19 protein-coding genes are annotated in these 21,717 nt (G+C 70.6%); 5 read left to right on the top strand and 14 right to left on the bottom strand.

What is annotated here, in order from left to right:
* Positions 1–41 precede the first annotated feature (41 nt).
* The 4 genes from ACIBQX_RS46500 to ACIBQX_RS46485 all read left to right on the top strand — a co-directional run bounded on the left by ACIBQX_RS46500 (position 42) and on the right by ACIBQX_RS46485 (position 3,664).
* Complete coding sequence (locus ACIBQX_RS46500) at positions 42–326, top strand: hypothetical protein (RefSeq protein ID WP_397016477.1); 285 nt, start codon at positions 42–44, stop codon at positions 324–326.
* 492 nt (positions 327–818) lie between these two features.
* Complete coding sequence (locus ACIBQX_RS46495; protein ID WP_397016475.1) at positions 819–1,745, top strand: mechanosensitive ion channel family protein; 927 nt, start codon at positions 819–821, stop codon at positions 1,743–1,745.
* Positions 1,746–1,754: 9 nt separating this feature from the next.
* Positions 1,755–2,135, top strand: a complete 381-nt coding sequence (locus ACIBQX_RS46490) for a globin (RefSeq protein ID WP_397016473.1) — start codon at positions 1,755–1,757, stop codon at positions 2,133–2,135.
* Between the two features lie 17 nt (positions 2,136–2,152).
* Positions 2,153–3,664, top strand: coding sequence for a glycoside hydrolase family 13 protein (locus tag ACIBQX_RS46485; protein WP_397016471.1), 1,512 nt, complete (start codon positions 2,153–2,155; stop codon positions 3,662–3,664).
* Here ACIBQX_RS46485 and ACIBQX_RS46480 read toward each other — a convergent pair.
* From ACIBQX_RS46480 to ACIBQX_RS46415, 14 genes are all read right to left on the bottom strand, one after another.
* Positions 3,657–4,832 carry an MFS transporter gene (locus tag ACIBQX_RS46480; RefSeq protein ID WP_397016469.1) on the bottom strand — a complete coding sequence of 392 codons (1,176 nt, stop codon included), beginning with the start codon at positions 4,830–4,832 and terminating at the stop codon, positions 3,657–3,659. The two genes, ACIBQX_RS46485 and ACIBQX_RS46480, sit on opposite strands and share 8 nt — an antisense overlap.
* A 37-nt stretch (positions 4,833–4,869) precedes the next feature.
* A complete protein-coding gene (locus tag ACIBQX_RS46475; protein WP_397016467.1) occupies positions 4,870–5,517 on the bottom strand; it encodes an acyl-CoA thioesterase in 648 nt (215 codons plus the stop codon).
* Positions 5,518–5,617: 100 nt separating this feature from the next.
* Positions 5,618–6,127 carry a VOC family protein gene (locus ACIBQX_RS46470; protein WP_397016465.1) on the bottom strand — a complete coding sequence of 170 codons (510 nt, stop codon included), beginning with the start codon at positions 6,125–6,127 and terminating at the stop codon, positions 5,618–5,620.
* Positions 6,128–6,268: 141 nt separating this feature from the next.
* Positions 6,269–7,933: an energy-dependent translational throttle protein EttA gene (ettA, locus tag ACIBQX_RS46465; protein ID WP_397016463.1), complete on the bottom strand. Its 1,665-nt coding sequence runs from the start codon at positions 7,931–7,933 to the stop codon at positions 6,269–6,271.
* Positions 7,934–8,350: 417 nt separating this feature from the next.
* Complete coding sequence (locus ACIBQX_RS46460) at positions 8,351–9,643, bottom strand: GGDEF domain-containing protein (RefSeq protein ID WP_397016461.1); 1,293 nt, start codon at positions 9,641–9,643, stop codon at positions 8,351–8,353.
* A gap of 92 nt (positions 9,644–9,735) precedes the next feature.
* Positions 9,736–9,951 carry a hypothetical protein gene (locus tag ACIBQX_RS46455; protein ID WP_397016459.1) on the bottom strand — a complete coding sequence of 72 codons (216 nt, stop codon included), beginning with the start codon at positions 9,949–9,951 and terminating at the stop codon, positions 9,736–9,738.
* A 581-nt stretch (positions 9,952–10,532) separates the two neighbouring features.
* Complete coding sequence (locus tag ACIBQX_RS46450) at positions 10,533–11,162, bottom strand: single-stranded DNA-binding protein (protein ID WP_397016457.1); 630 nt, start codon at positions 11,160–11,162, stop codon at positions 10,533–10,535.
* Positions 11,163–11,309: 147 nt separating this feature from the next.
* Positions 11,310–12,932, bottom strand: a complete 1,623-nt coding sequence (locus tag ACIBQX_RS46445; protein ID WP_397016455.1) for an ABC transporter — start codon at positions 12,930–12,932, stop codon at positions 11,310–11,312.
* Positions 12,929–15,277, bottom strand: coding sequence for a GTPase (locus ACIBQX_RS46440; protein ID WP_397016453.1), 2,349 nt, complete (start codon positions 15,275–15,277; stop codon positions 12,929–12,931). Before ACIBQX_RS46440 ends, ACIBQX_RS46445 begins: the two co-directional genes overlap by 4 nt.
* An 8-nt stretch (positions 15,278–15,285) precedes the next feature.
* The gene (gene cobA / locus ACIBQX_RS46435) at positions 15,286–16,518 is read right to left on the bottom strand and encodes a uroporphyrinogen-III C-methyltransferase (protein WP_397016451.1); all 1,233 of its coding nucleotides are present in this window, start codon (positions 16,516–16,518) and stop codon (positions 15,286–15,288) included.
* Between the two features lie 185 nt (positions 16,519–16,703).
* Complete coding sequence (locus tag ACIBQX_RS46430; protein WP_397016449.1) at positions 16,704–17,867, bottom strand: nicotinate-nucleotide--dimethylbenzimidazole phosphoribosyltransferase; 1,164 nt, start codon at positions 17,865–17,867, stop codon at positions 16,704–16,706.
* Positions 17,868–17,992: 125 nt separating this feature from the next.
* Complete coding sequence (locus ACIBQX_RS46425) at positions 17,993–18,841, bottom strand: sirohydrochlorin chelatase (protein ID WP_397016447.1); 849 nt, start codon at positions 18,839–18,841, stop codon at positions 17,993–17,995.
* Between the two features lie 67 nt (positions 18,842–18,908).
* A complete protein-coding gene (locus tag ACIBQX_RS46420; RefSeq protein ID WP_397016445.1) occupies positions 18,909–20,096 on the bottom strand; it encodes a precorrin-6Y C5,15-methyltransferase (decarboxylating) subunit CbiT in 1,188 nt (395 codons plus the stop codon).
* A gap of 55 nt (positions 20,097–20,151) precedes the next feature.
* Complete coding sequence (locus ACIBQX_RS46415) at positions 20,152–21,228, bottom strand: GNAT family N-acetyltransferase (protein WP_397016443.1); 1,077 nt, start codon at positions 21,226–21,228, stop codon at positions 20,152–20,154.
* Positions 21,229–21,339: 111 nt separating this feature from the next.
* On the opposite strand from ACIBQX_RS46415, the gene ACIBQX_RS46410 reads away from it, so the two are divergent.
* The gene (locus tag ACIBQX_RS46410; protein ID WP_397016441.1) at positions 21,340–21,717 is read left to right on the top strand and encodes a DUF2795 domain-containing protein; all 378 of its coding nucleotides are present in this window, start codon (positions 21,340–21,342) and stop codon (positions 21,715–21,717) included.

The raw sequence follows: 21,717 nt of genomic DNA, 5'->3' as shown, positions 1-21,717 counted from the left end.
TTTGGCCCACCAGCATCGATTCTCTGAGGAGGGGACGAAAGGTGGGGGACGACAACTTCGGACATCTGGAGCGCCTGGTGTCGGAGCTCGACGCCCGTGGGTTCATCGCACGAGTGGTCCGGACCCAGAGCGGCCGGCTGTTCGTCCGGGTGATCAACCCGAAGGCGACCAGCCTGTCCGAGAACGTCACCTGTCGGCCGGCCAAGGTCGCCGAGCTCCCGGACTGGTGGTACTGCTGGTCCTGGGGCGAGCGGATGCACACGGTCGAGGACCCGGCTGGTGCGGCGACCAAGGTCGCTCGCGTGCTCGCCGCAGTGGGAGAGTGACGACGCGGTGATCCGGGTGGAGCGCAGCCACCACGGCTCACCGCGACCACCGCGGCTTCACGAGGTCGGCGGGGTGGCCGGTGCGGAGGGTTCCCTGCTCGCAGGGGGCCCTGGCCATCCCGCCGCCTCCGACTTCGTCACCGAGAGTGACCGTATGGAGAGAGACTCGCTCCCGGGTTCGCCCGCGGAGCGCTTCGGGGGCCCCCTCCCGGAAACGGCACGGGACACGCTTCCGGGTGCGTGTCCCCGCCGAGCCGTCCGTCATCGGAGCGTCAGGCTCCGCCCTCCGCGGCCCAGGAGCCTGACGACCCCGTCTTCCCCGGCGTGATGTGACGGCGGCCGGTTCGGTCGGCGGTATCTTTTGGGTGCGGCATACGGCCCCCCATACCGCCGACCGAACCGCTTTCGAGGAGGACCCGTCCAGTGTCACTGCTGGCTACACCGGCACCGTCGCAGACACCACCGGCATCCGAGCTCCCCAGCTTGGACGATTTGAGCGGTGAGATAGCGGACCTCTGCTCGGACGACACAGTTCTCTGCTCCACCCTGGCCGGGTTGTTCAACAACGCCACCTGGGCCCCGCTGGTGGCCAGCCTGATCACCGTCGTGCTGATCCTGGTGCTCGGGTTCCTGATCCGCAACATCGTGCACCGGCTGATCGGCCGGGTCGTCTCCCGCACCGCCGCCAGCGGCCCCCTCTCCGGCCGCTTCCGCAGGGGCGCGCCGACCGAGGGCATCGACGCCCTGCTGCGTGAGCGCCGCAAGCAGCGCGCCGAGACCATGGGGTCGGTGCTCAAGCACGTCGCCACCATCGTCATCATCGGCACGACCCTGCTGACCGTGCTGGACCGCCTGACGATCCCCATCGCGCCCCTGCTCACCAGCGTCGGCATCCTCGGCGTCGCCATCGGCTTCGGCGCGCAGGAGCTGGTCAAGGACTTCATCGCGGGCATGTTCATGCTGCTCGAAGACCAGTACGGCGTGGGCGACGTGATCGACACCGGGACGGCGGTCGGCACCGTCGAGGCGGTCACCCTGCGCGTCACCCGGCTGCGTGACGCCGACGGCCGCGTCTGGTACATCCGCAACGGCACCATCACCCGCGTCGGCAACGAGTCGCAGGGCTGGTCGCGCGCCTACATGGACGTCCCGGTCGCCTACACCAGCGACGTCGCCACCGTGCGGGTGCTGCTGGAGCATGTGGCCGAGGAGATCTGGGCCGACACCGAGTTCCGGGAGGCGATGATCGTGGAGCCGCCGGAGGTCTACGGCGTGGAGCAGTTGTCGGACAGCATGCTGGTCTTCCGGCTGTCGGCCAAGACACTGCCCGCCAAGCAGGCCGAGGTCGCGCGGGAGCTCCGGCTGCGGGTGAAGTCGGCGCTGGACACCGCGGACATCGCCATGGTGCCCACCGCATAGGCTGGGGCCGTGACTGAGACCTCCTTCTACGACGCCGTGGGTGGCGAGGAGACGTTCCGCCGTCTCGTGCACCGTTTCTACGAAGGGGTGGCCGACGACCCGCTGCTGCGTCCTCTCTACCCCGAAGAGGACCTGACGGGGGCCGAGGAGCGGCTGCGCGGATTCCTGATCCAGTACTGGGGCGGGCCCAACACCTACAGTCAGCAGCGCGGGCACCCGAGGCTGCGCATGCGGCACGTGCCGTTCGTCATCGGCCAGGCCGAGCACGACGCCTGGCTCAAGCACATGCGCGACGCCGTCGACACGCTGGAGCTGACCGAGGAGCAGGACAAAAGGCTCTGGGACTATCTGGTCTACGCCGCCCAGAGCCTGGTGAACTCACCGACATAGCGGGCAGAACACGCCACATGGATATCCCCTGGTGGCGTGATGCCGTCGTCTACGAGATCTACGTACGCAGCTTCGCCGACGCCTCGGGAGACGGCGTCGGCGATCTGGCCGGAGCCAGGGAGCGCCTGCCCTACCTCAAGCGACTGGGCGTCGACGCCATCTGGCTGACCCCGTTCTACACCTCCCCCATGGCCGACGGCGGCTACGACGTGGCGGACTACCGCGACGTCGATCCGCTGTTCGGGACGCTGGCCGACTTCGACGCGCTGGTCGCCGACGCGCACGCGCTCGGTTTGAAGGTGCTCGTGGACGTCGTGCCCAACCACAGCTCCAGCGAGCATCCGTGGTTCCAGGCCGCGCTGCGAGGTGAGGGCCGCGATCGTTACATCTTCCGCGACCGGCCGAACAACTGGCAGTCCACCTTCAGCGGCCCGGCGTGGACGAAGCTGCCGGACGGTTCGTGGTATCTGCACCTGTTCGCTCCCAGCCAGCCGGACTTCAACTGGCGCAATCCCGAGGTGCGCGCGGAGTTCCTGGACATCCTGCGGTTCTGGCTGGACAGGGGCGTCGACGGGTTCCGCATCGACGTGGCGATGGGGCTGTTCAAGGCGGAGGGGCTGCCGGACGTCCAGGACCAGTCGTTCAAGGCCGCCTCGCCCGTCTGGGGCCGGCCGGAGGTGCACGGCGTCTACCGCGACTGGCGCAGGCTGCTGGACGGCTACCCGGGTGACCGGATGGCCGTCGGCGAGGTGTGGACCGACAGCCCCGAGGACCTGGCCCGCTACGTACGCCCGGACGAGCTGCACCAGAGCTTCAACTTCGCCTGGCTCCTCGCACCCTGGTCGGCGACCGCGTTCAGGGAGGTCATCGACGACACCCTGGCGACGGTCCCGTTCGCCACCTGGGTGCTGTCCAACCACGATGTCGTACGGCACCGCACGCGTTACGACACCGCCGACCCCGGCACCGGACTTTCACGAGCAAAAGCCGCATTGCTCACAATGCTCGCACTCCCTGGATCGGCATATCTCTACCAGGGGGAGGAACTAGGCCTCCCCCAGGTAGAGAATCTTCCACCGGAAGCACGCCAAGACCCCGTCTACATCCAGTCGAAGGGCGAACTGCCCGGCCGCGACGGCTGCCGGGTGCCGATTCCGTGGTCGTCCAGCGGCGCCTCCCACGGCTTCTCCCCCCAGGGCGTGGCGCCCTGGCTGCCGCAGCCGGACTCCTTCGCGGTGCTCAGCGCGGACCGGCAGGCCGGTGACCCGGACTCGACGCTGGAGTTCTACCGGCGCGCCCTGGCCTGTCGCGACACACTCGTGCGGACCGTCCCGTACGAGCTGGAATGGCTGGACTCCCCCAAGGACGTGCTGGTCTTCGCGCGCGGCTCGCTGGTCTGCGCACTCAACTGCGGCACCGAGCCCGTACGACTTCCGCCGCACGAGCGCGTGCTGCTGGCCAGCGGCCCGCTCGACGGCCGGAGCCTGCCACCCGACCAGGCGGTCTGGCTGCACCGCGACGTCACGTAGGGGCCGCGTTCGACCCGTCGCGCTCGCCGCGGACCGGGATGACGGGCACCGAGATCAGCATGCACACCAGGCCCGCCGCGAACGCCGCCCAGTAGCCCGCTCCGGTGATCAGCAGCCCGGCCAGCGGCGCCACGGCCAGGACCACCGAGTTCTGGACCGTGTTGTGGGTGCCGAGCACCCGGCCCGCCGCGGCCGGGCCGGCGAGCTCGCCCGCCGCGAGGTAGGCCAGGCCGTTGCCCGCCACCGTGATCAGCAAAGCCAGCGCCAGCATCGTGACGCCGAGCCAGGATCGGGTGAAGGAACCCAGCACCAGCAGGGCCAGCACCCCGAGCGCGACCAGGGTGAGCAACCGCAGCGGCGCCATCCGCAGGCCCGTCACGTCGGACCAGCGGCCCACCGCGACCCGGATGACCGCCCCGCCGACGGCCGCGAAGCCGAACAACTGCCCGGCCTCGACGCCGTCCCAGCCGTACACGCCGACCAGGCAGGCCACACCGTACGTGCCGACCACGACCTGCGGCACCACCTGCAGCGCACTGGTGGCGTGCACCCGCCACAGCGCCGGCTGCCGGTAGGGAGAGGCGGCCGGCCCGGCGCCGGCCCGGCCGGCGGCGTGCGGCGGGTCGGCCAGGAAGACGGCGGCCAGCACCGCCGCGAGCAGGCAGGTGCCCGCGCAGACGATCAGCACGCCGGAGATGCCGTGGGCGCGCGCGACCGGCGGCAGGATGAAGGCGGCCGCGGCCATGCCGAGCGTGTAGGAGACCTGGCGCACGCCCATGGCGACCCCGCGCTCCGGCGGCAGGAACCAGCGCAGCACGATCCGGCCGCCGCCGACCAGCGCGGCACAACCCGAGGCGCCGGCCAGGGCGAGCAGCGCGACCACCGCCCAGATCTGCTCGACGAAGGCCACCGCGGCGAACAGCACGGCCGCCAGGCCCACGCCCAGGCCCAGCACCAGGCGCTCGCCGTATCGGTCGGCCAGCGCACCCCAGGCCACCAGGGCGAACAGGATGCCGATGCCGGGGGCGTTGCCGATGATCCCGGCCACCGGCAGGGACACGCCGAAGTGCCGTTGGAGGTCGGGGATGACGAGCGGCAGACCGGACAGCCCGAGGGTGACGCCGACGTGCGCGTTGACCCCGAGGCCGAGCATCACCCAGCGCCTCATGTCACGATTTTTCATGAGCGAGGCAGCTTTTTGGGGATCAGTCGCTGATGAAGCGACGGAGGTACGACCTCTCGTCGGCCGTGAGCCTGCGCGGCGCCTCGCGCTCCACGTCGTAGGCCGCGAGCACCGACCGGGCGGTCACGTACAGCCCCTCGTCGTCGCGGATCTCGTACTCCAGCGTGAACCGCACCGCCCGGAGGTCCGTCACCCACGTCTCCACCCTGACCGGCTCGGCGCGGAAGCCGAGCGGCCGCTTGTAGTCGATCTCGTGCCGGGACACCACCAGGCCCTTGAACGGGGTGTCCCCGGCCTTCTGCCGATCGACGTACAGCATTCCCAGGCGGGCGTCTTCGAGGTAGTCGAGGAAGCGGACGTTGTTCACATGACCCTGTGAGTCGATGTCCGCGAATCTCACCATGCGAGGGAAGACGTGACGCTGTGCGAGGGAGTGTTGAACCACGGGGGCAACCGTACCGGTTCGTCGTGCGCGCCCCTGCTCCGGGCCCTTCAGGGGCCACTCCCGTACGGTGAGCGGGTCGAGGCGGTGGATCAGGGTCATCGCCGCGTCGACGACCTCCCGCGCCTCCGGGGCCTCGACCCCTGACTGCTTGGCCCGCGCCACACTGGTGGCGGACGCCTGCTCGTGGGCGGCCGGCGACGCTCGCCTCGGCGAACCCGTGCTCACCGAAGACCTCCCGCGCCGCCTGCGGCATGCCCTTACGGGTCTGCGCTGTCCGGCTCCATTTCAGGAGGGCTCGCGTGCCATGAGGGACATCGTCATATTCTCAGGGGCTGGACACACCGTTGCCGTTGCGCCCACGCCCTTCGAGCACCTCCTCCAGCGTCGGGCGAGGCTCGTCGCCCCACGGTCCGGGCTGGGCCAGCTGGATCAGCACACCGTGCGCCTCCTTGGGATGCAGGAACACCTCCCGCCAGCGCGGATCGGCCACGTTCAGCCCGTGCAGCCGATATCCCCGCGCCGACATCAGCGCCACGGCCGCGTCGAGGTCGCTCACATGGAAGTTGAGATGGTGAACCCCACCCCGGCCACGGGTCAGCTCGAAGAAGCTGTCGAAGAAGGTGGACCCGGCCAGCGGCTCCATCAGCTCGACCTTGCTCCCGTTGGCGTAGGTGAGTTGCAGGCTCCGGAACCCGCTCGCCCGGTTGTCGCCACCGCCGCCGAGATGCACACCGCCGAGCAGGTCGCGGTAGACGGGCAGCAGATCCCTGATGCGGGGCGCGGCCACGGCCGTGTGATCGAAGGCCACCTCGATGCCGTCCAGTTCCAGATCCACGCGGGCTCCTCCGGGTAGCTGATCCTAGAACTTTAATCTAGCCAGCAACCGTCGGCCCTCAAGGGGGTCGCCCAGAACGCGGAATCCCGCACGGCGAGTTTCTCCGTACGGGATTCGGGTTACGACGTCTCAGGCAGTGGATCAGTCGCGGTGCAGCTTCCGGTACGTCACCCGGTGGGGACGGGCGGCGTCGGCGCCCAGGCGCTCGATCTTGTTCTTCTCGTAGTCCGCGAAGTTGCCCTCGAACCAGAACCAGTTGGAGCCCTCTTCCCACGCCAGGATGTGGGTGGCGATGCGGTCGAGGAACCAGCGGTCGTGGGAGGTGATGACCGCGCAGCCCGGGAATTCGAGCAGCGCGTTCTCCAGGGACGACAGGGTCTCGGTGTCGAGGTCGTTGGTGGGCTCGTCGAGCAGCAGCACGTTGCCGCCCTGCTTGAGGGTGAGCGCCAGGTTGAGCCGGTTGCGCTCGCCGCCCGAGAGGACTCCGGCCTTCTTCTGCTGGTCGGGCCCCTTGAAGCCGAACGCGGCGATGTAGGCGCGGGACGGCATCTCGACGTGGCCGACCTTGATGTAGTCGAGTCCGTCGGAGACGACCTCCCACACGTTCTTGCCCGGGTCGATGCCGCCACGGCTCTGGTCGGCGTAGGAGATCTTGACCGTGTCTCCCACGACGATCGATCCGCTGTCGGGCGTCTCGTTGCCGATGACCATGCGGAACAGCGTGGTCTTGCCGACGCCGTTGGGGCCGATGATGCCGACGATGCCGTTACGCGGCAGGTCGAACGTGAGGCCCTCCATGAGCAGCCGGTCCCCGAAGCCCTTGGTGAGGCCGTCGGCGGTGATCACCGTGGTGCCCAGGCGCGGGCCCGGCGGGATCTGGATCTCTTCGAAGTCCAGCTTGCGGTGCTTGTCGGCTTCGGCCGCCATCTCCTCGTAGCGCTCGAGGCGGGCCTTGCTCTTGGTCTGGCGGGCCTTCGGGTTGGACCGCACCCACTCCAGCTCGTCCTCCAGGCGCTTCTTGCGCTTGATGTCCTTCTGCCCTTCGACCTTGAGCCGCGCGGCCTTGGCCTCCAGGTAGGTGGAGTAGTTGCCTTCGTAGGCATAGGCGCGCCCCCGGTCGAGCTCCAGGATCCAGGTCGCGACGTTGTCGAGGAAGTAGCGGTCGTGGGTGACGGCCAGGACGGTGCCCGCGTACTTCTCCAGGTGCTGCTCCAGCCACTGCACACTCTCGGCGTCAAGGTGGTTGGTGGGCTCGTCCAGCAGCAGCAGGTCGGGGGCCTCCAGCAGCAGCTTGCACAGGGCGACGCGACGGCGCTCACCACCGGACAGCATGGTCACGTCCGCGTCCGGCGGCGGGCAGCGCAGTGCGTCCATCGCCTGCTCGAGCTGGCTGTCGAGGTCCCACGCGTTGCGGTGCTCGAGCTGCTCCTGCAGCTTGCCCATCTCTTCCAGCAGGGCGTCGCTGTAGTCGGTGGCCATCTGCTCGGCGATGTCGTTGTAGCGCTGGAGCATCGCCATCGTCTCGGCGACGCCTTCCTGCACATTGCCGAGGACGTCCTTCTCCTCGTTGAGCGGGGGCTCCTGCTGGAGCATGCCCACGGTGAAGCCCGGCATCAGCTTGGCGTCACCGTTGGACGGGTGCTCCAGGCCGGCCATCATCCGGAGCAGCGTCGACTTTCCGGTGCCGTTCGGCCCGAGGACGCCGATCTTGGCTCCTGGCAGGAACGACAGCGTGACGTCGTCAAGAACGACCTTGTCGCCATGGGCCTTGCGGACGCGCTGCAGCGTGTAGATGTACTCCGGCATGGTATCTAGCTTAGGGGCTCTCGACCCGGGCTTCCGCCGCCCACCTCCCCACCGCGACCCACCCGCCTCACAACCCCTCCGCAAACCCTGCCCAACCTTCCACCGCCCCTCCACCTACCACCGCCCTTCGCGGACACGAACAGCGGGGCGGATCGGAAAGGTCTGCCGGCGGGTCCGGTCATCGACCTCAGGCGGGACCTCCCCGCGGAACCCTGGCAGGGCCCGGTCGAAGGGTCCAGGTGAGACCTTCCGCTGAAAACAGGGAGCCGGTCAGCGGCCTCAGGTGCGTCCTCATCCCCACAGAACCCAGACGGCCGATCAGCAGGCCCAGGTCGAGACCCTCCCCAGAACCCAAGCAAAACCCCCAGCCGCCCAGGGGCAAACCCCCGCAGAACCCAAGAAGAACCGGCAGCGGACTCAGGCGGGGGTTTCTCCTGGCAGGCGGGGTGGGGGTGAGGGGACGGCCGGGATGCAGACGCGGTTTCTGCCGAGTTCCTTGGCCCGGTAGAGGGCCAGGTCGGCCGCTGCCAGGAGCTCGATCAGGTCGTCGCCGTGGACGCTCATCAGAGCGACGCCCGCCGAGACCGTCACCGTGATCATCGCCTCGTCGACGGGGACGGCCATCCGGCCGATGCGGGTGCGCAGCCGCTCGGCCACCCGGCGGGCTTCGGGAAGGTCCGCCCCGGGCAGCAGGACGACGAACTCCTCACCGCCGAAGCGCCCCACCACGTCGTATTCGCGCACCAGGTTGCGGAGCATCCCGGCCACGCCGATGAGAACCTGGTCCCCCGCGAGGTGGCCGTGGGCATCGTTGACCCGCTTGAAGTGGTCGATGTCGATGATCAGGAGGGCGAGGGTCTGGCCGGTGCGTCTGGCCCGGACGATCTCGGTGTCGGCCTCGCGCTGCCAGGCGGCGGCGTTGAGCAGGCCGGTCTTGGCGTCGGTGCGAGCGGCGGCCTGCAGCTGGGCGTGCAGCAGGCTGCGCTGGAGCAGGACGACCGGCGGAAGCGTGAGGAGGAGGAGCATGAGGTTGAGGTGGCAACCGATCGCCACGGTGATGCCGAGGCACAGCTCCACCACGTCCAGCAGGATGTTCTCCCGGTTCCACAGAACCTCTCGCCAGCGGGAGTCGGGATCCGCCATGTGGGCCGCGACGGCGACGAGCGCCGTGTTGATGAGGGCGAAGAGCAGGGCGGCGGCGACCGCGTACAGGATCGGGACGGCGCTGCCGTGGGACAGCACTCCCGGGTCGGGCACCAGCCGGTGGAAGGCCACCGAGGCGGCGCAGCCGGCGAGGCCGATCGCGGCCGCGCTCAGCACCCGCCGGTGCAGGACCGTCGCGCGGACCCGCACCTGCAGCAGCATCTGCAGCACGATCGGCGCGAACAGGGCGTAGACCGGCGGCAGCAGCAGCGCGACCGGCAGCCACCAGGCCGAGAGCAGGTCGCGTGAGACCCCGGCGGGCATGCCGAGTCTTCTGGTGGCCTCGATGCAGACCGCGCCACAGCTCATCAGGGCGACGAAGGTCAGCACGTCCGGCAACCGGACCTCGGTGGCGGATCCGAACAGCACGATCGCCGCGAGGTCGAGCATGACGATGACGCTGATGTAGGCGACGAGCGACCGGCGCTGGCCGAGGAACGGCCAGCGACCGGCCAGTGTTGACACACCGTCGCGGGGTTTCGTCGAGGCGTGACCGGCTGTCACCATCCCGCCTCCCTCCTCACTAACGATGTTCGACTTCTCCCCGCCCGTGAAGGGCGGGGATCTCCCGTCTCGCGGCGGGGTGTTCACTGCTGCTTCTACGCCGCCTGCGCGGTGGAGGTTTCGGGCGGCGCCAGGGTCGGGGTCACCTTGCCTGGTCTTACCTGCCCTGCACAGTCGTTTCGGGTGTCCGCCAGCCCGGCGGCCACGTCCTTCATCCACCTCACGTCGTTCGGGCCGTTGGAGTGGTCGGGGTTGTTCCGGGTCTTCAGGCGGATGCCTTCGGCCAGGATGTTGAGCGCTGCGGCGTTCACCGCACACCACCCCCTACACGACGCGTTCCCCACTAAGGGTAATTCTTTGCGTACGTTTAGTGAACTCGAACATATTAAAGCCCCTCCTGATCACAGCAGGCGAACACCGAAGCGGCATACGTCGACCAACGGCACCGACTCACGCGACCGTCCATGTCCCACGCCACGCACCTCCGGATGGCTCACCTACCGGCGAGCCATCCTCCGACGGGACGGCACCCATCCCCGACCCGAAGTGAGGCCAGAGCATTGTGCGAACCCTCGGTAACACAATAGTTGCGGAGTGTGCGATGTGCGATGGGAACCGATACGTTGGGCGGAGCGACCACATGTGTCATGTGGTCGGTAATAGGACACCGCTCACTCCGCGAGCGGAGCCATTCGGGAAAGGAGCACACATGGTGCGGGGCGTTACCTGGACCTGACAGCTGCCCTGACCGTCTTCACGGGCAACACCATCGGCCGCTTCTCCGGACGCTTCAGCCGCCGCTTCACCGGCCGGTGCCCCCTCCGCCCTTCTCTTCCGACGGCACACCCGCGCCCAGCCGTGATGCGCACCGTCGGCGACTCCCCTCCGGTGACTATGCCGCCGCGCGCTCCTCGGTGGGCCATTCGGCGTCTTCGCCGTCCTTGTCGTCGTCCGCGCCGAGAATGCGGATCGTGGCGCTCTCGGGCGCCGGCCCGTCGGCCGCGGAACGCTCCGGGGTCACCGGGGCGCTCGACACGGGATCCGGCACCGGTTCGAGAGCGCCTCTGCGTCCGCCGGGGCGGGCCGCGCCGAGGGCCCAGTCGCGGGTCTCCTCGTCCAGACGCTCGCGCATCTCCCTGCTCACCGCGGCGGCGGCGCCGCCACGCTCCGGCTTGGCGAAGGTGCCGGTGCCCCAGCGCAGATCGTGGCCCACCGAGCTCGCGTCCACCTCCGGCATGAACCGGCGCTCACCCTCCTGCTCGAACTCGCGGATGCGGAGCTTGCCGGAGACCACGACGGGCTGCCCGACCCGGACCGAGTGCGCGACGTTCTCGGCCAGGGCGCGCCAGCAGCGGACCGCGAAGCAGACCTTCTCCCCGTCGACCCACTGGCCCAGCTTCTTGTCGAAGTAGCGGTGCGAGGTGAGGACCCTGAGCGAGGTCACCTTGACGCCGTCGTCGAAGGTGTGTTGCCGTGGCTCCGCTGCGACGTTGCCGGTGAGCGTGATGTAGATGTCGTTCATCCCGTTGCCTCCCATGCGGCGGGCCGTACGCCCGCGACCTGGACACACGGTGCCCCAGGCGTCCGTCCTCCCGGGCGACCGAACGACACTCTGTGGACAGAGCCCGCCACCGGCGCAGGCCCTGTGGACGACACCGGCCTGGCGGGCTCAGCCCGACAGCCCCCGCATGGCCGAGTAGAACGCGTGGTGACGCGTGAGCTCCGCCTCCACCGGCTCCACCACCATCTTCTCGGCGATCCCGGCGACCCGCCGGCGCATCTCCCGCTCCAGCCGCTCGCGCTCCTTGGACGCGCCGAGCTCCACGAAGTTGCGTGACGCGATGCCTGACAGAGCGCCGAGTCCCAGCACGGAAAGCGTCATCAGCCCCACCCAGGGCAGCGCTCCGGTATCGCCCACCAGCTGCAGCGACGCGGGAAGAGCGCCGGGCAGCAGCAACCCGGCCAGCAGCCAGGCCACCCCGAGGCCGAACGCCGCGACAAGGACGTACTGCCACACCTTGAGCGCCCGCCACCATCCGGGCACCCGGTCGAGCTGCGGAGCCACCTCGGTGAGGTTCGTGGTGAGCGCCTGCGGCAGTTGTGCCAGCTGGGAACGGGCCGCCCGGTGCACCGCGGTGCTCCAGACGGGATGCATCCCGACCGACAGCCCGTCGGCGAGCGCCTGGACCGCGTTGGTGACCTCGGCCGACTGCGCGCTGACCGAGCCGGTGGTGATGCCGCGGATTTCGTCGCCGACGTCCTCCAGGCGCAGGCTCTTGATCGGGTCGGGCCGCAGCTTGTCGGCCCAGCGCGGATACGGCCAGCCGACCCAGCGGTTGGAGCGCTCGGCGTACACGTTCTCCATCGCCTCGCCGACGGCGGGGACGCCGACGGCGTCGCAGAGCGCGTCGGTGAGCCCCATCCTGCGGGCCTCGTCGACGGAGGAGGGCGCGGCCAGCGCCTCGCCGACCGGCATGGACTTGACCAGGCGCTGCTCCAGCCGGTGCAGGTCGGCCTCGAGCTTGTGGATGGCGGCGCGGCGGCGGGAGACGGCGCCCGCGACGACGCTCTTGAGGCTCTCCACGCCCCGGCCGGTGACGGCCGAGGTGGGCACCACGCTGGGGTGTTCGACGCCTTCGCGGCGGAGCAGGTCGTTGAGGTCGATGACCAGCTCGGCGAGCTCCTCGGGAGCGAGCCGGTCGGCCTGGTTGAGTGCGAACACGGTGACCGCGTCGTGCCCGGCCAGCTCGGTGACGTAGCGGCGGTGGGTGGAGGCGTCGGCGTACTTCTGCGGGTCGAGCACCCACACCACCAGGTCGGCCAGGCCGATCAGCCGGTCGGCCTCGGTGTCGGTGAGCGCCCTGATGGAGTCGTGGTCGGGCAGGTCGAGCAGGATGAGCCCGTGCAGCTGGCTCTCGCCCTTGTCGAGGGCGCTGGCCCTGGCGAAGCGGTGACGCCATTGGATCTGCAGCCAGTCGAGCAGCGGCGCCGCGCCTTCGAGGCCCCAGACGCAGGCGTGCGTGCGCGCCGTGGTGGGCCTGCGCACGCCGGTGGGCGAGAGCTCCAGCCCGGAGATGGCGTTGAAGAGCGACGACTTGCCGCTGCCGGTGCCGCCCGCGAGCGCGACCACGGTGTGCTCCGACGACAGCTTGAGCCGGTCGCCGGCGAGCACCAGCAGCCCTTCGGCCTCGGAGAGCAGCTTCTGGTCGAGCCGGCCGGGGCCGAGCTCGACGACCTTGGTGAGCGCGGACAGCCTGGGGGCCAGCCCCGGCTTGGAGGTGGCTACGGTCATCGTGCGACCTCGAGGTTGTACGTCGCCTGGTAGAGGCGGGTCGCGGCGGACTCGTCCGGAATCCCGGCGGAGTCGAGCGCTTGCACGTAACGCATGGATTCCTCGTCGAACAGCATCCCGATCCTCGCCCTCAGATCGCTGAGCGCCTTGGCGCCGATGCCCCGCAGCGACTCGGCGCCGAGCAGCGCCTTGACGAGCCGGTGCGGCACTCCTTCGGCCCTGCCTCCGCTGAACATCGCCACCATGAAGATCAACGACAGTGAATCCGCGTCGAACGACACCAGCTTCGACACCGACCGCTTGGCCACGCCTTCGGTACGCACCAGCTCGGTGACGTGCTCCTGCCAGGCGGCGACGGCCCGGCCGGCGTGCCGGAGCAGGTCGTCGGAGGGCTTGTCCATCCCTTCGCCGATGGTGGCGCCCACTTCGGCGCGGTGCCGCCAGCGGCCGATGACCTCTTCGCTGGCCCGGTTCGCGGCGGCGACGATCACCGACTCCAGACCCGCGCGCAGCGCCGCGCGGAACGCGATGATCCGTTCGGAAGCCTGCTTGCCCACCCTGCCGTTCCTGCGGAGCTGCAAGGAGCGCATCAGGTCGCCGGAGCCGGAAAAGTCCTGCCAGCGGGCCAGCACCTCGCCGTGGATCAGCGTCCCGCTTCTGAACGCCTTGTCGATCTCGGTCAGCGCACTCATGAAGGCCGAGTCGACGTCGCCGCGCAGATCGCCCCGGACGGCGACCTGCGTCTCCAGATGCCGGGCGAGCGCCGGAACGCGGGTGCGGAAGCTGTCGAGCACGCCGTTGAGCGTCTCCTTGACCGCGAGGGTGCGGCGCGCCTCGTCGACGGAGAGCTCGGCGAGCCAGAGCCGGAGGTCGGTCACCTCGCTGTCGGGCAGCTTGCCGTCGGCGACCTTCGACTCACTGATGACGAACCGTTCGATCTCGCCCAGGCCGTATTCGGTGAGCATCCGGACGAAGTGCTTCAGCACCACGTCACGCGCCTTGGGCTGGACCCGCGAGAGCACGATGGCGAGCCTGGCGCCGCGCTCCTTGGCCAGGCGCAGCAGGTTCCAGGCGGGAGCGTCGGCGTAGCGGGCGGCGGTGGTGACGAAGATCCAGAGGTCGGCCGCGTCGAGCATGCGGTGCGCGATCTCGTGGTGCTCCTCGACCACCGAGTCGATGTCAGGGGTATCGAGCAGCGCGACGCCCTGCGGCAGCTTCTCCGTGGCGACCACCATGAGGCTGCGCAGGCCGGCGTCCGCGGTGGGCTTGTCGATCCGGCGCAGCCCGCCGAGCAGCTCTCCCTCGGCGAACCACTTCTCGTCGTCGGGGTGGCAGACGAGCACGGGCACGCCGGTGGTCGGCCGCCGCACGCCGGTGCGGGAGACGTTGCGCTCGGCCAGTGAGTTGACCAGCGTGGACTTGCCCGCGCCGGTCGAGCCGGCGATCACGATGAGCGCCGGCGCGGCCTTCATCCGCACTCTCGGCAGCACGTAGTCCTCAAGCTGGGCCAGCAGGTCGGCACGCTCCTGCTTGGCCTCGTCGGCCCCCGGCAGGTCCAGCCCGAACCGCAGCCCCGCGATACTCTCCCGCAGCGCGCCGATGGCCGACATCAGCGCCTGCGCGGCCTCCGCCGGCAGCTCCTCCTCCTGCTCGGCCGCCGCCCCAGGCCCGTCGGACGTCCCCTCGGCCACACCCTCACGAGGTACGGAGCCCGCCCCGGCTCCCTCAGCCTCGACCTCGCCCCCGGACCCCTCAGCCTCGATCTCGCCCTCGGAGCTCTCCGCCGCGCCCGCGCTCTCGGATTCCGTGGCCGCGCCTTCGCTGTCGGATTCCGCAGCCGTGCCCTCGCTGTCGGACTCCGCGGCCGGAACCTCCTGCTCCGAAGACTCCTCTTCAGCACCTTCGGGCGCGGCGTCATCGGCCTCGGACTTCGCATCCTGCGCCGCGAACGCCCAAGCTCTGACCTCCGCCACAGGCGCGGCGCTCCTGCGCTCGGCCTGAGCCACGAAAGCCGAGAACGCGGCCGCCGCCGCCCCGGACTCCTCGGACGCGGCGTCATCGGCCTCGGACCGCGCGTCATGCGGGGCGAAAGCCCACGGCCTCGCCTCCACCACAGGCGCGGCTTCCTCGGGCTTCCCGGGCTCGGGAATCTCGTCCGCCCCTGTGTCCACCTCTGCGTCCGCGCTTGTGTCCGCCTCTGCGTCCACCTCTGTGTCCGCCTCGGGTTGCGCCTCGGGTTTCGCCTCGGTGGGTGGCTGGGCGGCGTCGTGGTCCGCCGGCTCGTCGGTCAGGGCGCGGAACTGCAGGGTCTGCTCCCCCGGCGCCTCTCCGTGTTCGTCATCCATGGCCGTGTTCACGGCAAGCGCTCCGCTCGAACCATCTCGACCTCCTGGCCGACCTTTACGACATCGCCGACGACGATGATCGCCGGTGGCCGTATCCCAGCCGCGGACACGCGGTCGGCCACGGTGGCAAGCGAGGCGATGACCGCCCGCTGGGTCGGAAGGGTACCGTCCTGCACCACCATTACGGGAGTCTCTGGGGGGCGTCCATCTCGAACGAGGACTTCGGCGACCTTCGCGAGCCGTTCGACGGCCATCATGAGGACCAGGGTGCCATGGGACCGAGCCAGCCCGGGCCAGTCAACGGTGGATTTGGGGTCATCCGGTGCTACATGCACGGATATAACGTGAAAATCCTGGCTGACCCCTCGATGAGTCACCGGAACGCCCGCCGCGGCGGGCACCGCGACCGCGCTGGTGATCCCCGGCACCACCAGCACAGGGATGCCGGCGCGAGCACAGGCGATCATCTCTTCGCCGCCCCGGCCGAAGACGAACGGGTCGCCCCCCTTGAGCCGCACGACGAACTTGCCCTGCCTGGCGCGATCGACCAGCACCTCGTTGATCGCCTCCTGGGAGAGCGACCTGCCGTAGGGCACCTTGGCCGCGTCGATCAGCTCGACGTCGGGCGCCAGCTCGTCGAGCAGCGCCCGGGGGGCGAGCCGGTCGGCCACCACCACGTCGGCCTGCGCGAGCAGCTGCCGGCCACGCACGGTGATCAGCCCGGGATCGCCGGGCCCGCCGCCGACCAGCGCGACACCGACGGGTTTGGTGCGGTTGCGCCGCGCGTCCACGGTGCCGTCGCGCAGCGCGCCGACCACGGCGTCGCGGATGCCGGCAGCCCGGCGCGGATCGCCGCCCGCCGTGATGGCCACGCTGATCTCGTCGACCCGTCCGGAGGCGGGGGTCCAGGCGGCGGAGGCGTCCTTGTCGTCGGCGCGCACGCACCAGATCCGTTTCGCCTCGGCCTCGGCGGCGACGGCGGTGTTGACGGATCTGTCGTCGGTGCACGCCTGCACAAGCCAGGCTCCGTCGCAGTCGCCCACCTCGTAGGGGCGCGCCTGCCAGGTGATCCGGCCGGCGGCTATCAGGTCGTCGAGAGCGGGGGTGACACCCGGCGACACCACGGTCACCGCCGCCCCCGCCTCAAGCAGCGCGGGCACCCGCCGCTGGGCGACACGCCCGCCACCTACGACGAGGACCCGGCGGCCCTGGAGCCGCAGGCCGAGGAGGTAGGGACCCATAGTGGGGGAATCTCCCGTTCGCGAAGGTATGTGTGCTAGGAGGTAAACCTACCGGCTATCACCGCGTCAGTTGCTTCGCACGAGTCAACGGCCGTCGAGCAGAGCCAGACCCGTCCCCGTCCCCGGGCGGCGTCCGGCCGTCGCCCAGAGTGGTTCAAGGATAGTGCTCGCCGGCGTCTCCGTCGTCACACCGGCTTCTCCGTCACGCCCGCCGAGTCGAAGGTCGCCACCTCGTGCATGACCCGCACGGCCGAGCAGATGAGCGGGTGAGCAAGCAGCGCGCCGGTGCCCTCGCCCAGCCGGAGCTCAAGGTCCACCAGGGGGCGCAGGCCGAGGTGGCCGAGGGCCGCCGAGTGGCCGGGCTCGGCCGACCGGTGCCCGGCCACGCAGTGGTCGACGGCGGCCGGGTCGAGGGCGGCCGCGACGAGCGCGGCGGCGCCCGCGATGACGCCGTCCAGGATCACCGGCACCCGCGCCGCGGCCCCGCCCAGGATGAACCCCGCGATCGCCGCGTGCTCGAATCCCCCCACCGCGGCGAGCGCGCGCAACGCCTCGGTCGCCTGGCTCCGAACCCCCACCTGCCCGGCACCCGCCGCAAGCGAGGAGCCTTCGGAAGCCGCCAAGGCCGCGACCGCCGGGGCCGTCAGCCCTCCGGAGCTTCTGTCGGCGAGCAGCTGGTTGACTAGGAGCGCCTCGCGGACCACGTCGATCTTGCGGGCGTGGGTCTCCTCGTCGATGCCGGTGCCCAGGCCGGTCACCTCGGCCGGGTCCCTGCCGGTGAAAACCGAGATGAGGGCCGCGGAGGCGGTGGTGTTGGCGATGCCCATGTCACCGGTGATCAGGCAGCGGGCGCCCGCCGCGACCAGGTCGCGGGCGACGGTCAGGCCCGCTTCGAGAGCCTGTACGGCCTGGTCGACGGTCATCGCGGGCCCCTGGGACAGGTCCGCCGTGCCGTATGCGATCTTCCGCTTGATCAGCCGGGGGTCGTCGGGCAGGTCGGCGGCGACCCCGACGTCCACCACGGTCACCGAGGCGCCGATCTGGGCGGCGAAGGCGTTGGCCACCGCCCCGCCGGCCAGGAAGTTCGCCACCATCTGCACCGTCACCTCCTGCGGCCACGGGCTGACGCCCCGGGCGTGCACGCCGTGGTCGGCGGCGAAGATGGCCAGGGCGGCAGGGGCGGGCATGGGCGGCGGGGTGACGCCCGCGGCGCCCGCGAGCCGTACGGCGACCTCCTCCAGCGCGCCGAGCGAGCCGCGCGGCTTGGTGAGGCGGTCCTGGTAGGCGCGGGCGTCGGCGAGCACGACCGGGTCGGCGGAGTGGATCGCGGCGAGCGTCTCTGCGAGCACGGGAACCTCCGGGGTTACGAGTGACGGACCTGGTGAAGCGCCTTCTCACGAGCGTTTCGTGTAACGGCTCCGAGTGGGAGCCCTTCGTGCGAACTTCCGGCTCCCGCAGGAGCCGGCCCGGTGTCCTACGGGACGAGTTGGAGCACTTCGTCGTAGCGGTCGATGACCACGTCGGCCAGCGTGTCGCAGTCGCCGATCACCTCGGCGCAGCGGATGTCGAGATCGGGGTGCCCGGCGACGTAGGCCAGCGCCTGGGCCCACACGCGCTCCAGCGCGCCACCGGCGAACAGCAGGTAGGGGACGACGATGACGCGCTTGGCGCCGAGGCGGCGGCACCTCTCCAGGCCGCCGGGGACTCCGGGCGGGGTGAGGGAGACGAACGCGGTCTCGACGGTCATGAAGTCGTAGGCGTGGGTCTCCCAGAACAGCCGCGACACCCGGTGGATCTCGGCGTTGGCCGCCGGGTCCATCGAGCCCTCGCCGACCAGGACGACGGCGGTCTCGCCCGGCTCGATGTGCGCGGGGAGGCCCTCGGCGGGCAGCGTGTCGACGGCTCGCAGCCTGGCCCTGGCGCCGACGAGCTCCAGCGGGCGGGGCCGGGGCGGCATCTCGGCTGCGGCGTCGTTGAGCCGCTCGGCCAGCAGGGCGAGCAGGCGCGGGTCGGGTCCGAGCGGCCGGCCGGAGTCGTACATCAGGGTGGGGTGTTTCTTCTGCTCCATCTCCATCGCGGCGGGCAGTTCGTCGCCGACCCGGTTCAGGCTCAGCGGCAACGTGACCAGGCGGTGGTGTCCCCTGGCGACCAGGGAGGCGACGGAGTCGCTCAGCCGGGGGGTGGCGCGCTCGAGGTAGCCGGCGGAGACGTCGGTGGCGCTCTGGTCGAGTCGGCAACGGAGCCGATGGACGAACCTACCGAATTCAGCGGAGTCAGCGTCGTCGTTCGAGCCCTGCCCGATGAGCAGGAGCGGCGGCTTCATGCGAAGGTACTCCGGTGCGTAGAGGAAGACACGCGAGGATAACCGATGGGCGCCGGTGGGCGACAGGTCACGCTGTGTGCGCGGGTGTCGCGTGGACGACGAAAACGGGGTCGGCGGCGGTCAGGCTGTGGGATCCGTCGGGGCCGATGACGAGCTTGGCGGCCAGGATCTGGCTGCCTTCGGCACGATAGCCGTGCTCGCGCAGCCGGTCGAGCACGGCGGACACGCGCTCGACGGTCTTGAGCGCGCACACGAGTGAGCGGGGGCGGCGGGCGGCGCAGGCGACGATCACGTCGGTGCCGCCACCGCCGACGAAGACGGCGTCGGGGTCGGGCAGCGGTTCGAGCGCGGGCGGCGCCTGTCCCCTGGTCAGCGCCACCTTGACGCCGTGTTCGAGCACCCTGGCGCGCAGCCGGGCGCAGGCGTCCTGATCGCGTTCGACGGCCACGACGGCGGCTCCCAGCCTGGCGCATTCGACGCCGATCTCGCCGCTGCCCGCGCCCACGTCCCACACCAGGTCGCCGAGGCGGGGGCCGAGCTTGGCCAGGACGAACGCCCTGACCTCCGGCGGCAGCCGCGACTCCAGCGGCGGCGCCCACTCCAGGGCCCACTCGGGCGGGCCGGGCTGCGCGCCCGCCACCCAGCCCGGCGCCTTGGGCCGGTGCAGCGGATCGACGACGAGCACCACCTCGGGATCCTTCCAGGGCCGCGTGGTGGCCTCGCCCAGCCGGCTGTCGACGACGCGCTGGCCGGGGCCGCCGAGGTCCTCGCAGACGATGAGGGAGCGGGGCGTCGTGGGGGCGAGCTCCCTGGCCAGCTCGCCGGGGCCGACGCCGGGGGTGACGAGCACGGCCACCTTGTGGTGGGCCCGGCAGGCGTTGACCGCGCGGTTGAGCTGGTGCGGGCCCGAGGGGGCGACGACGAGGGCGTCCTCCCAGTTGAGCCCGGCGCAGGCGAAGGCGCGGGTGATCAGTGAGGTGGCCGGGAGCACGTCGGGCTTGAGCCCGTGAGCGCGCAGCGTACGCACCACGCCGAAGAACCCGGGGTCGCCCTCGGCGAGCACGACGGCAGGGCCCTCTCCCTGTTCGAGGTGGTCGTCGAGGGTTTCGAGCAGCCTGTGATCGGCGACGGTGGGCGCGGTCAGCGCCAGCCGGCCGATGACGGCGTCGGGTCCGACGACGAGCCTGGCCTCGTGCAGCCGGTCGATCGCCCTGGCCGACAGTTCCGAACCGTCCCAGCCGACAACCGTGATCATGGGCCTCACCGTCCTCACCTCCAGGGTGACGGCTCTACCGGTGTTTCTCCAATCTTCACAGCAAATCTGATGGGATGAGGCTGAAGACCACGAGATCCTCCCCGGCCAGAGCGTTGCGTTCGACGCCTTCGCGAACGAAGCCGGCTTTCTCCGCCACGCGGTGCGAGGCGGGGTTGGACAGGGTCGCGCGGAGCTTGACCCGCCGGAAGCCCTGCTCGTCGAAGAGCCAGCGGGCGATGGCGGTGACCGCCTCGGCGGTGATGCCGTTGCCGCGGGCCCAGGGCGCGGCCATGTAGCCGACCTCGCAGCTCCTGTTGACCCAGTCGACGTCCCGGAGGTCCACATGGGCCGCGAAGCGCGCGGTCGCCAGCTCCTCCACCGCCCAGGCGATGCCCTGGCCCCTGGTCCGCATCCGCTCGGCCAGGTCGACGAACCGCCTGGCGTCCGCCTCGCTGTAGCCGCGCGGCACCCCGGTCTTGGCCTGGGTGAGCGGGTCGGCGGCGGTGACGGCCAGGTCCGGCACGTCCGAGTCCGCCAGCGGCCGGATCAGCAACCGCGGGGTGCGCAGCTCGGCGCGGGGCAGCGTCTCGGACGGGGTGCGGTCGTCCTCGCGCAGCAGGCCGAAGACGACCAGGTCGTGCGGCCCGTCCTCGTCCAGCACGGCGGCGCGCAGCACGCCTTCCCAGGTGAAGCCGGATTTGTGGGCCACGCGGATGGACGCGAGGTTGTCCAGGTTGGCCGTCAGGTCGATCCTGCGCAGCTCGGTGGTGGCGAACACCCAGTCCGTCAGCGCCCGGACGGCCTCGGTGGCGAAGCCGCGCCCCCGGTAGAGGGGGTGGACGCCGTAGCCGACCTCGGTGGTGCCCGCGCCCCACGAGGTCTTGAACAGGCTGATGGCGCCCACGATGCGATCGTCGTCGTGCATGGCGAGGTGCAGGCCCTGCCCGGAGCGCCGCAACTCGTGCACGCCGTGGGCGAGCCACTGCTTGACGCCCGAGACATGACCGGGCGCCCCTGGCGGCAGGAACCGGACTTTCGATCGCACGATGGTCCTGATCCGGTCCGCGTCCTCAGGGCCGAACGGCCGGAGCACCAGACGTCCAGTGGGGAGGTCGACGTCCTCATCGAACACCCTCGGCAGGCTACACAGTGGCGATGTTTGCCCATGAAGGCGGGGGTAGGTGCGCTTGGAGGGAGAGGTGATTCACCGATGGAACGCGGAAGCTCCAAGCACGGTCCTCGCATGGACGAGCACCAGAAGCAGGAGACCGAGGGCATGGTGCGTGGCGGCGGCGCCACGCACGCCGAGGAGTGGAAGGAACCCGAGCCCACCCCGGCGTCCGGGGAGGACGAGTCCGTACGCACGTACGCGCCCGGCCACGAACCCGGCACACCTGAGGGCATCACTCAGGAAGGAGTCGATGTCCGCAGCGATCTGGCCAAATGGCTCAGCGACGCTGATTTCCCCGCGACCTCGCTGGAACTGCTCCAGCATGCCGAGCGGATGGACGCCCCCGATCACGTGATGGACCTCGTCAGCTCCCTGCCGGAGCGGCGTTACGCCAACATGGCCGAGGTCGGTCAGGCGCTCGGCCTCGGTGTGGAGAAGCGGAGGTGGTGA

Origin of the sequence: Nonomuraea sp. NPDC049714 (assembly GCF_044465295.1) — a bacterium.
Classification (GTDB): domain Bacteria; phylum Actinomycetota; class Actinomycetes; order Streptosporangiales; family Streptosporangiaceae; genus Nonomuraea.
Note: the sequence above shows the minus strand (reverse complement) of the source record. Positions and strands in the feature narration are given on the sequence as shown.

What these genes read in the sequence shown, in the direction of transcription:
- ACIBQX_RS46485 (WP_397016471.1), top strand. Translation starts at nt 2,153, where the DNA reads ATGGATATCCCCTGGTGGCGTGATGCCGTCGTCTACGAGATCTACGTA.
- ACIBQX_RS46480 (WP_397016469.1), bottom strand. Translation starts at nt 4,832, where the DNA reads ATGAGGCGCTGGGTGATGCTCGGCCTCGGGGTCAACGCGCACGTCGGC.
- ettA (WP_397016463.1), bottom strand. Translation starts at nt 7,933, where the DNA reads ATGCCGGAGTACATCTACACGCTGCAGCGCGTCCGCAAGGCCCATGGC.
- ACIBQX_RS46460 (WP_397016461.1), bottom strand. Translation starts at nt 9,643, where the DNA reads ATGGTGACAGCCGGTCACGCCTCGACGAAACCCCGCGACGGTGTGTCA.
- ACIBQX_RS46450 (WP_397016457.1), bottom strand. Translation starts at nt 11,162, where the DNA reads ATGAACGACATCTACATCACGCTCACCGGCAACGTCGCAGCGGAGCCA.
- ACIBQX_RS46445 (WP_397016455.1), bottom strand. Translation starts at nt 12,932, where the DNA reads ATGACCGTAGCCACCTCCAAGCCGGGGCTGGCCCCCAGGCTGTCCGCG.
- ACIBQX_RS46440 (WP_397016453.1), bottom strand. Translation starts at nt 15,277, where the DNA reads ATGGATGACGAACACGGAGAGGCGCCGGGGGAGCAGACCCTGCAGTTC.
- cobA (WP_397016451.1), bottom strand. Translation starts at nt 16,518, where the DNA reads ATGGGTCCCTACCTCCTCGGCCTGCGGCTCCAGGGCCGCCGGGTCCTC.
- ACIBQX_RS46425 (WP_397016447.1), bottom strand. Translation starts at nt 18,841, where the DNA reads ATGAAGCCGCCGCTCCTGCTCATCGGGCAGGGCTCGAACGACGACGCT.
- ACIBQX_RS46420 (WP_397016445.1), bottom strand. Translation starts at nt 20,096, where the DNA reads ATGATCACGGTTGTCGGCTGGGACGGTTCGGAACTGTCGGCCAGGGCG.
- ACIBQX_RS46410 (WP_397016441.1), top strand. Translation starts at nt 21,340, where the DNA reads ATGGACGAGCACCAGAAGCAGGAGACCGAGGGCATGGTGCGTGGCGGC.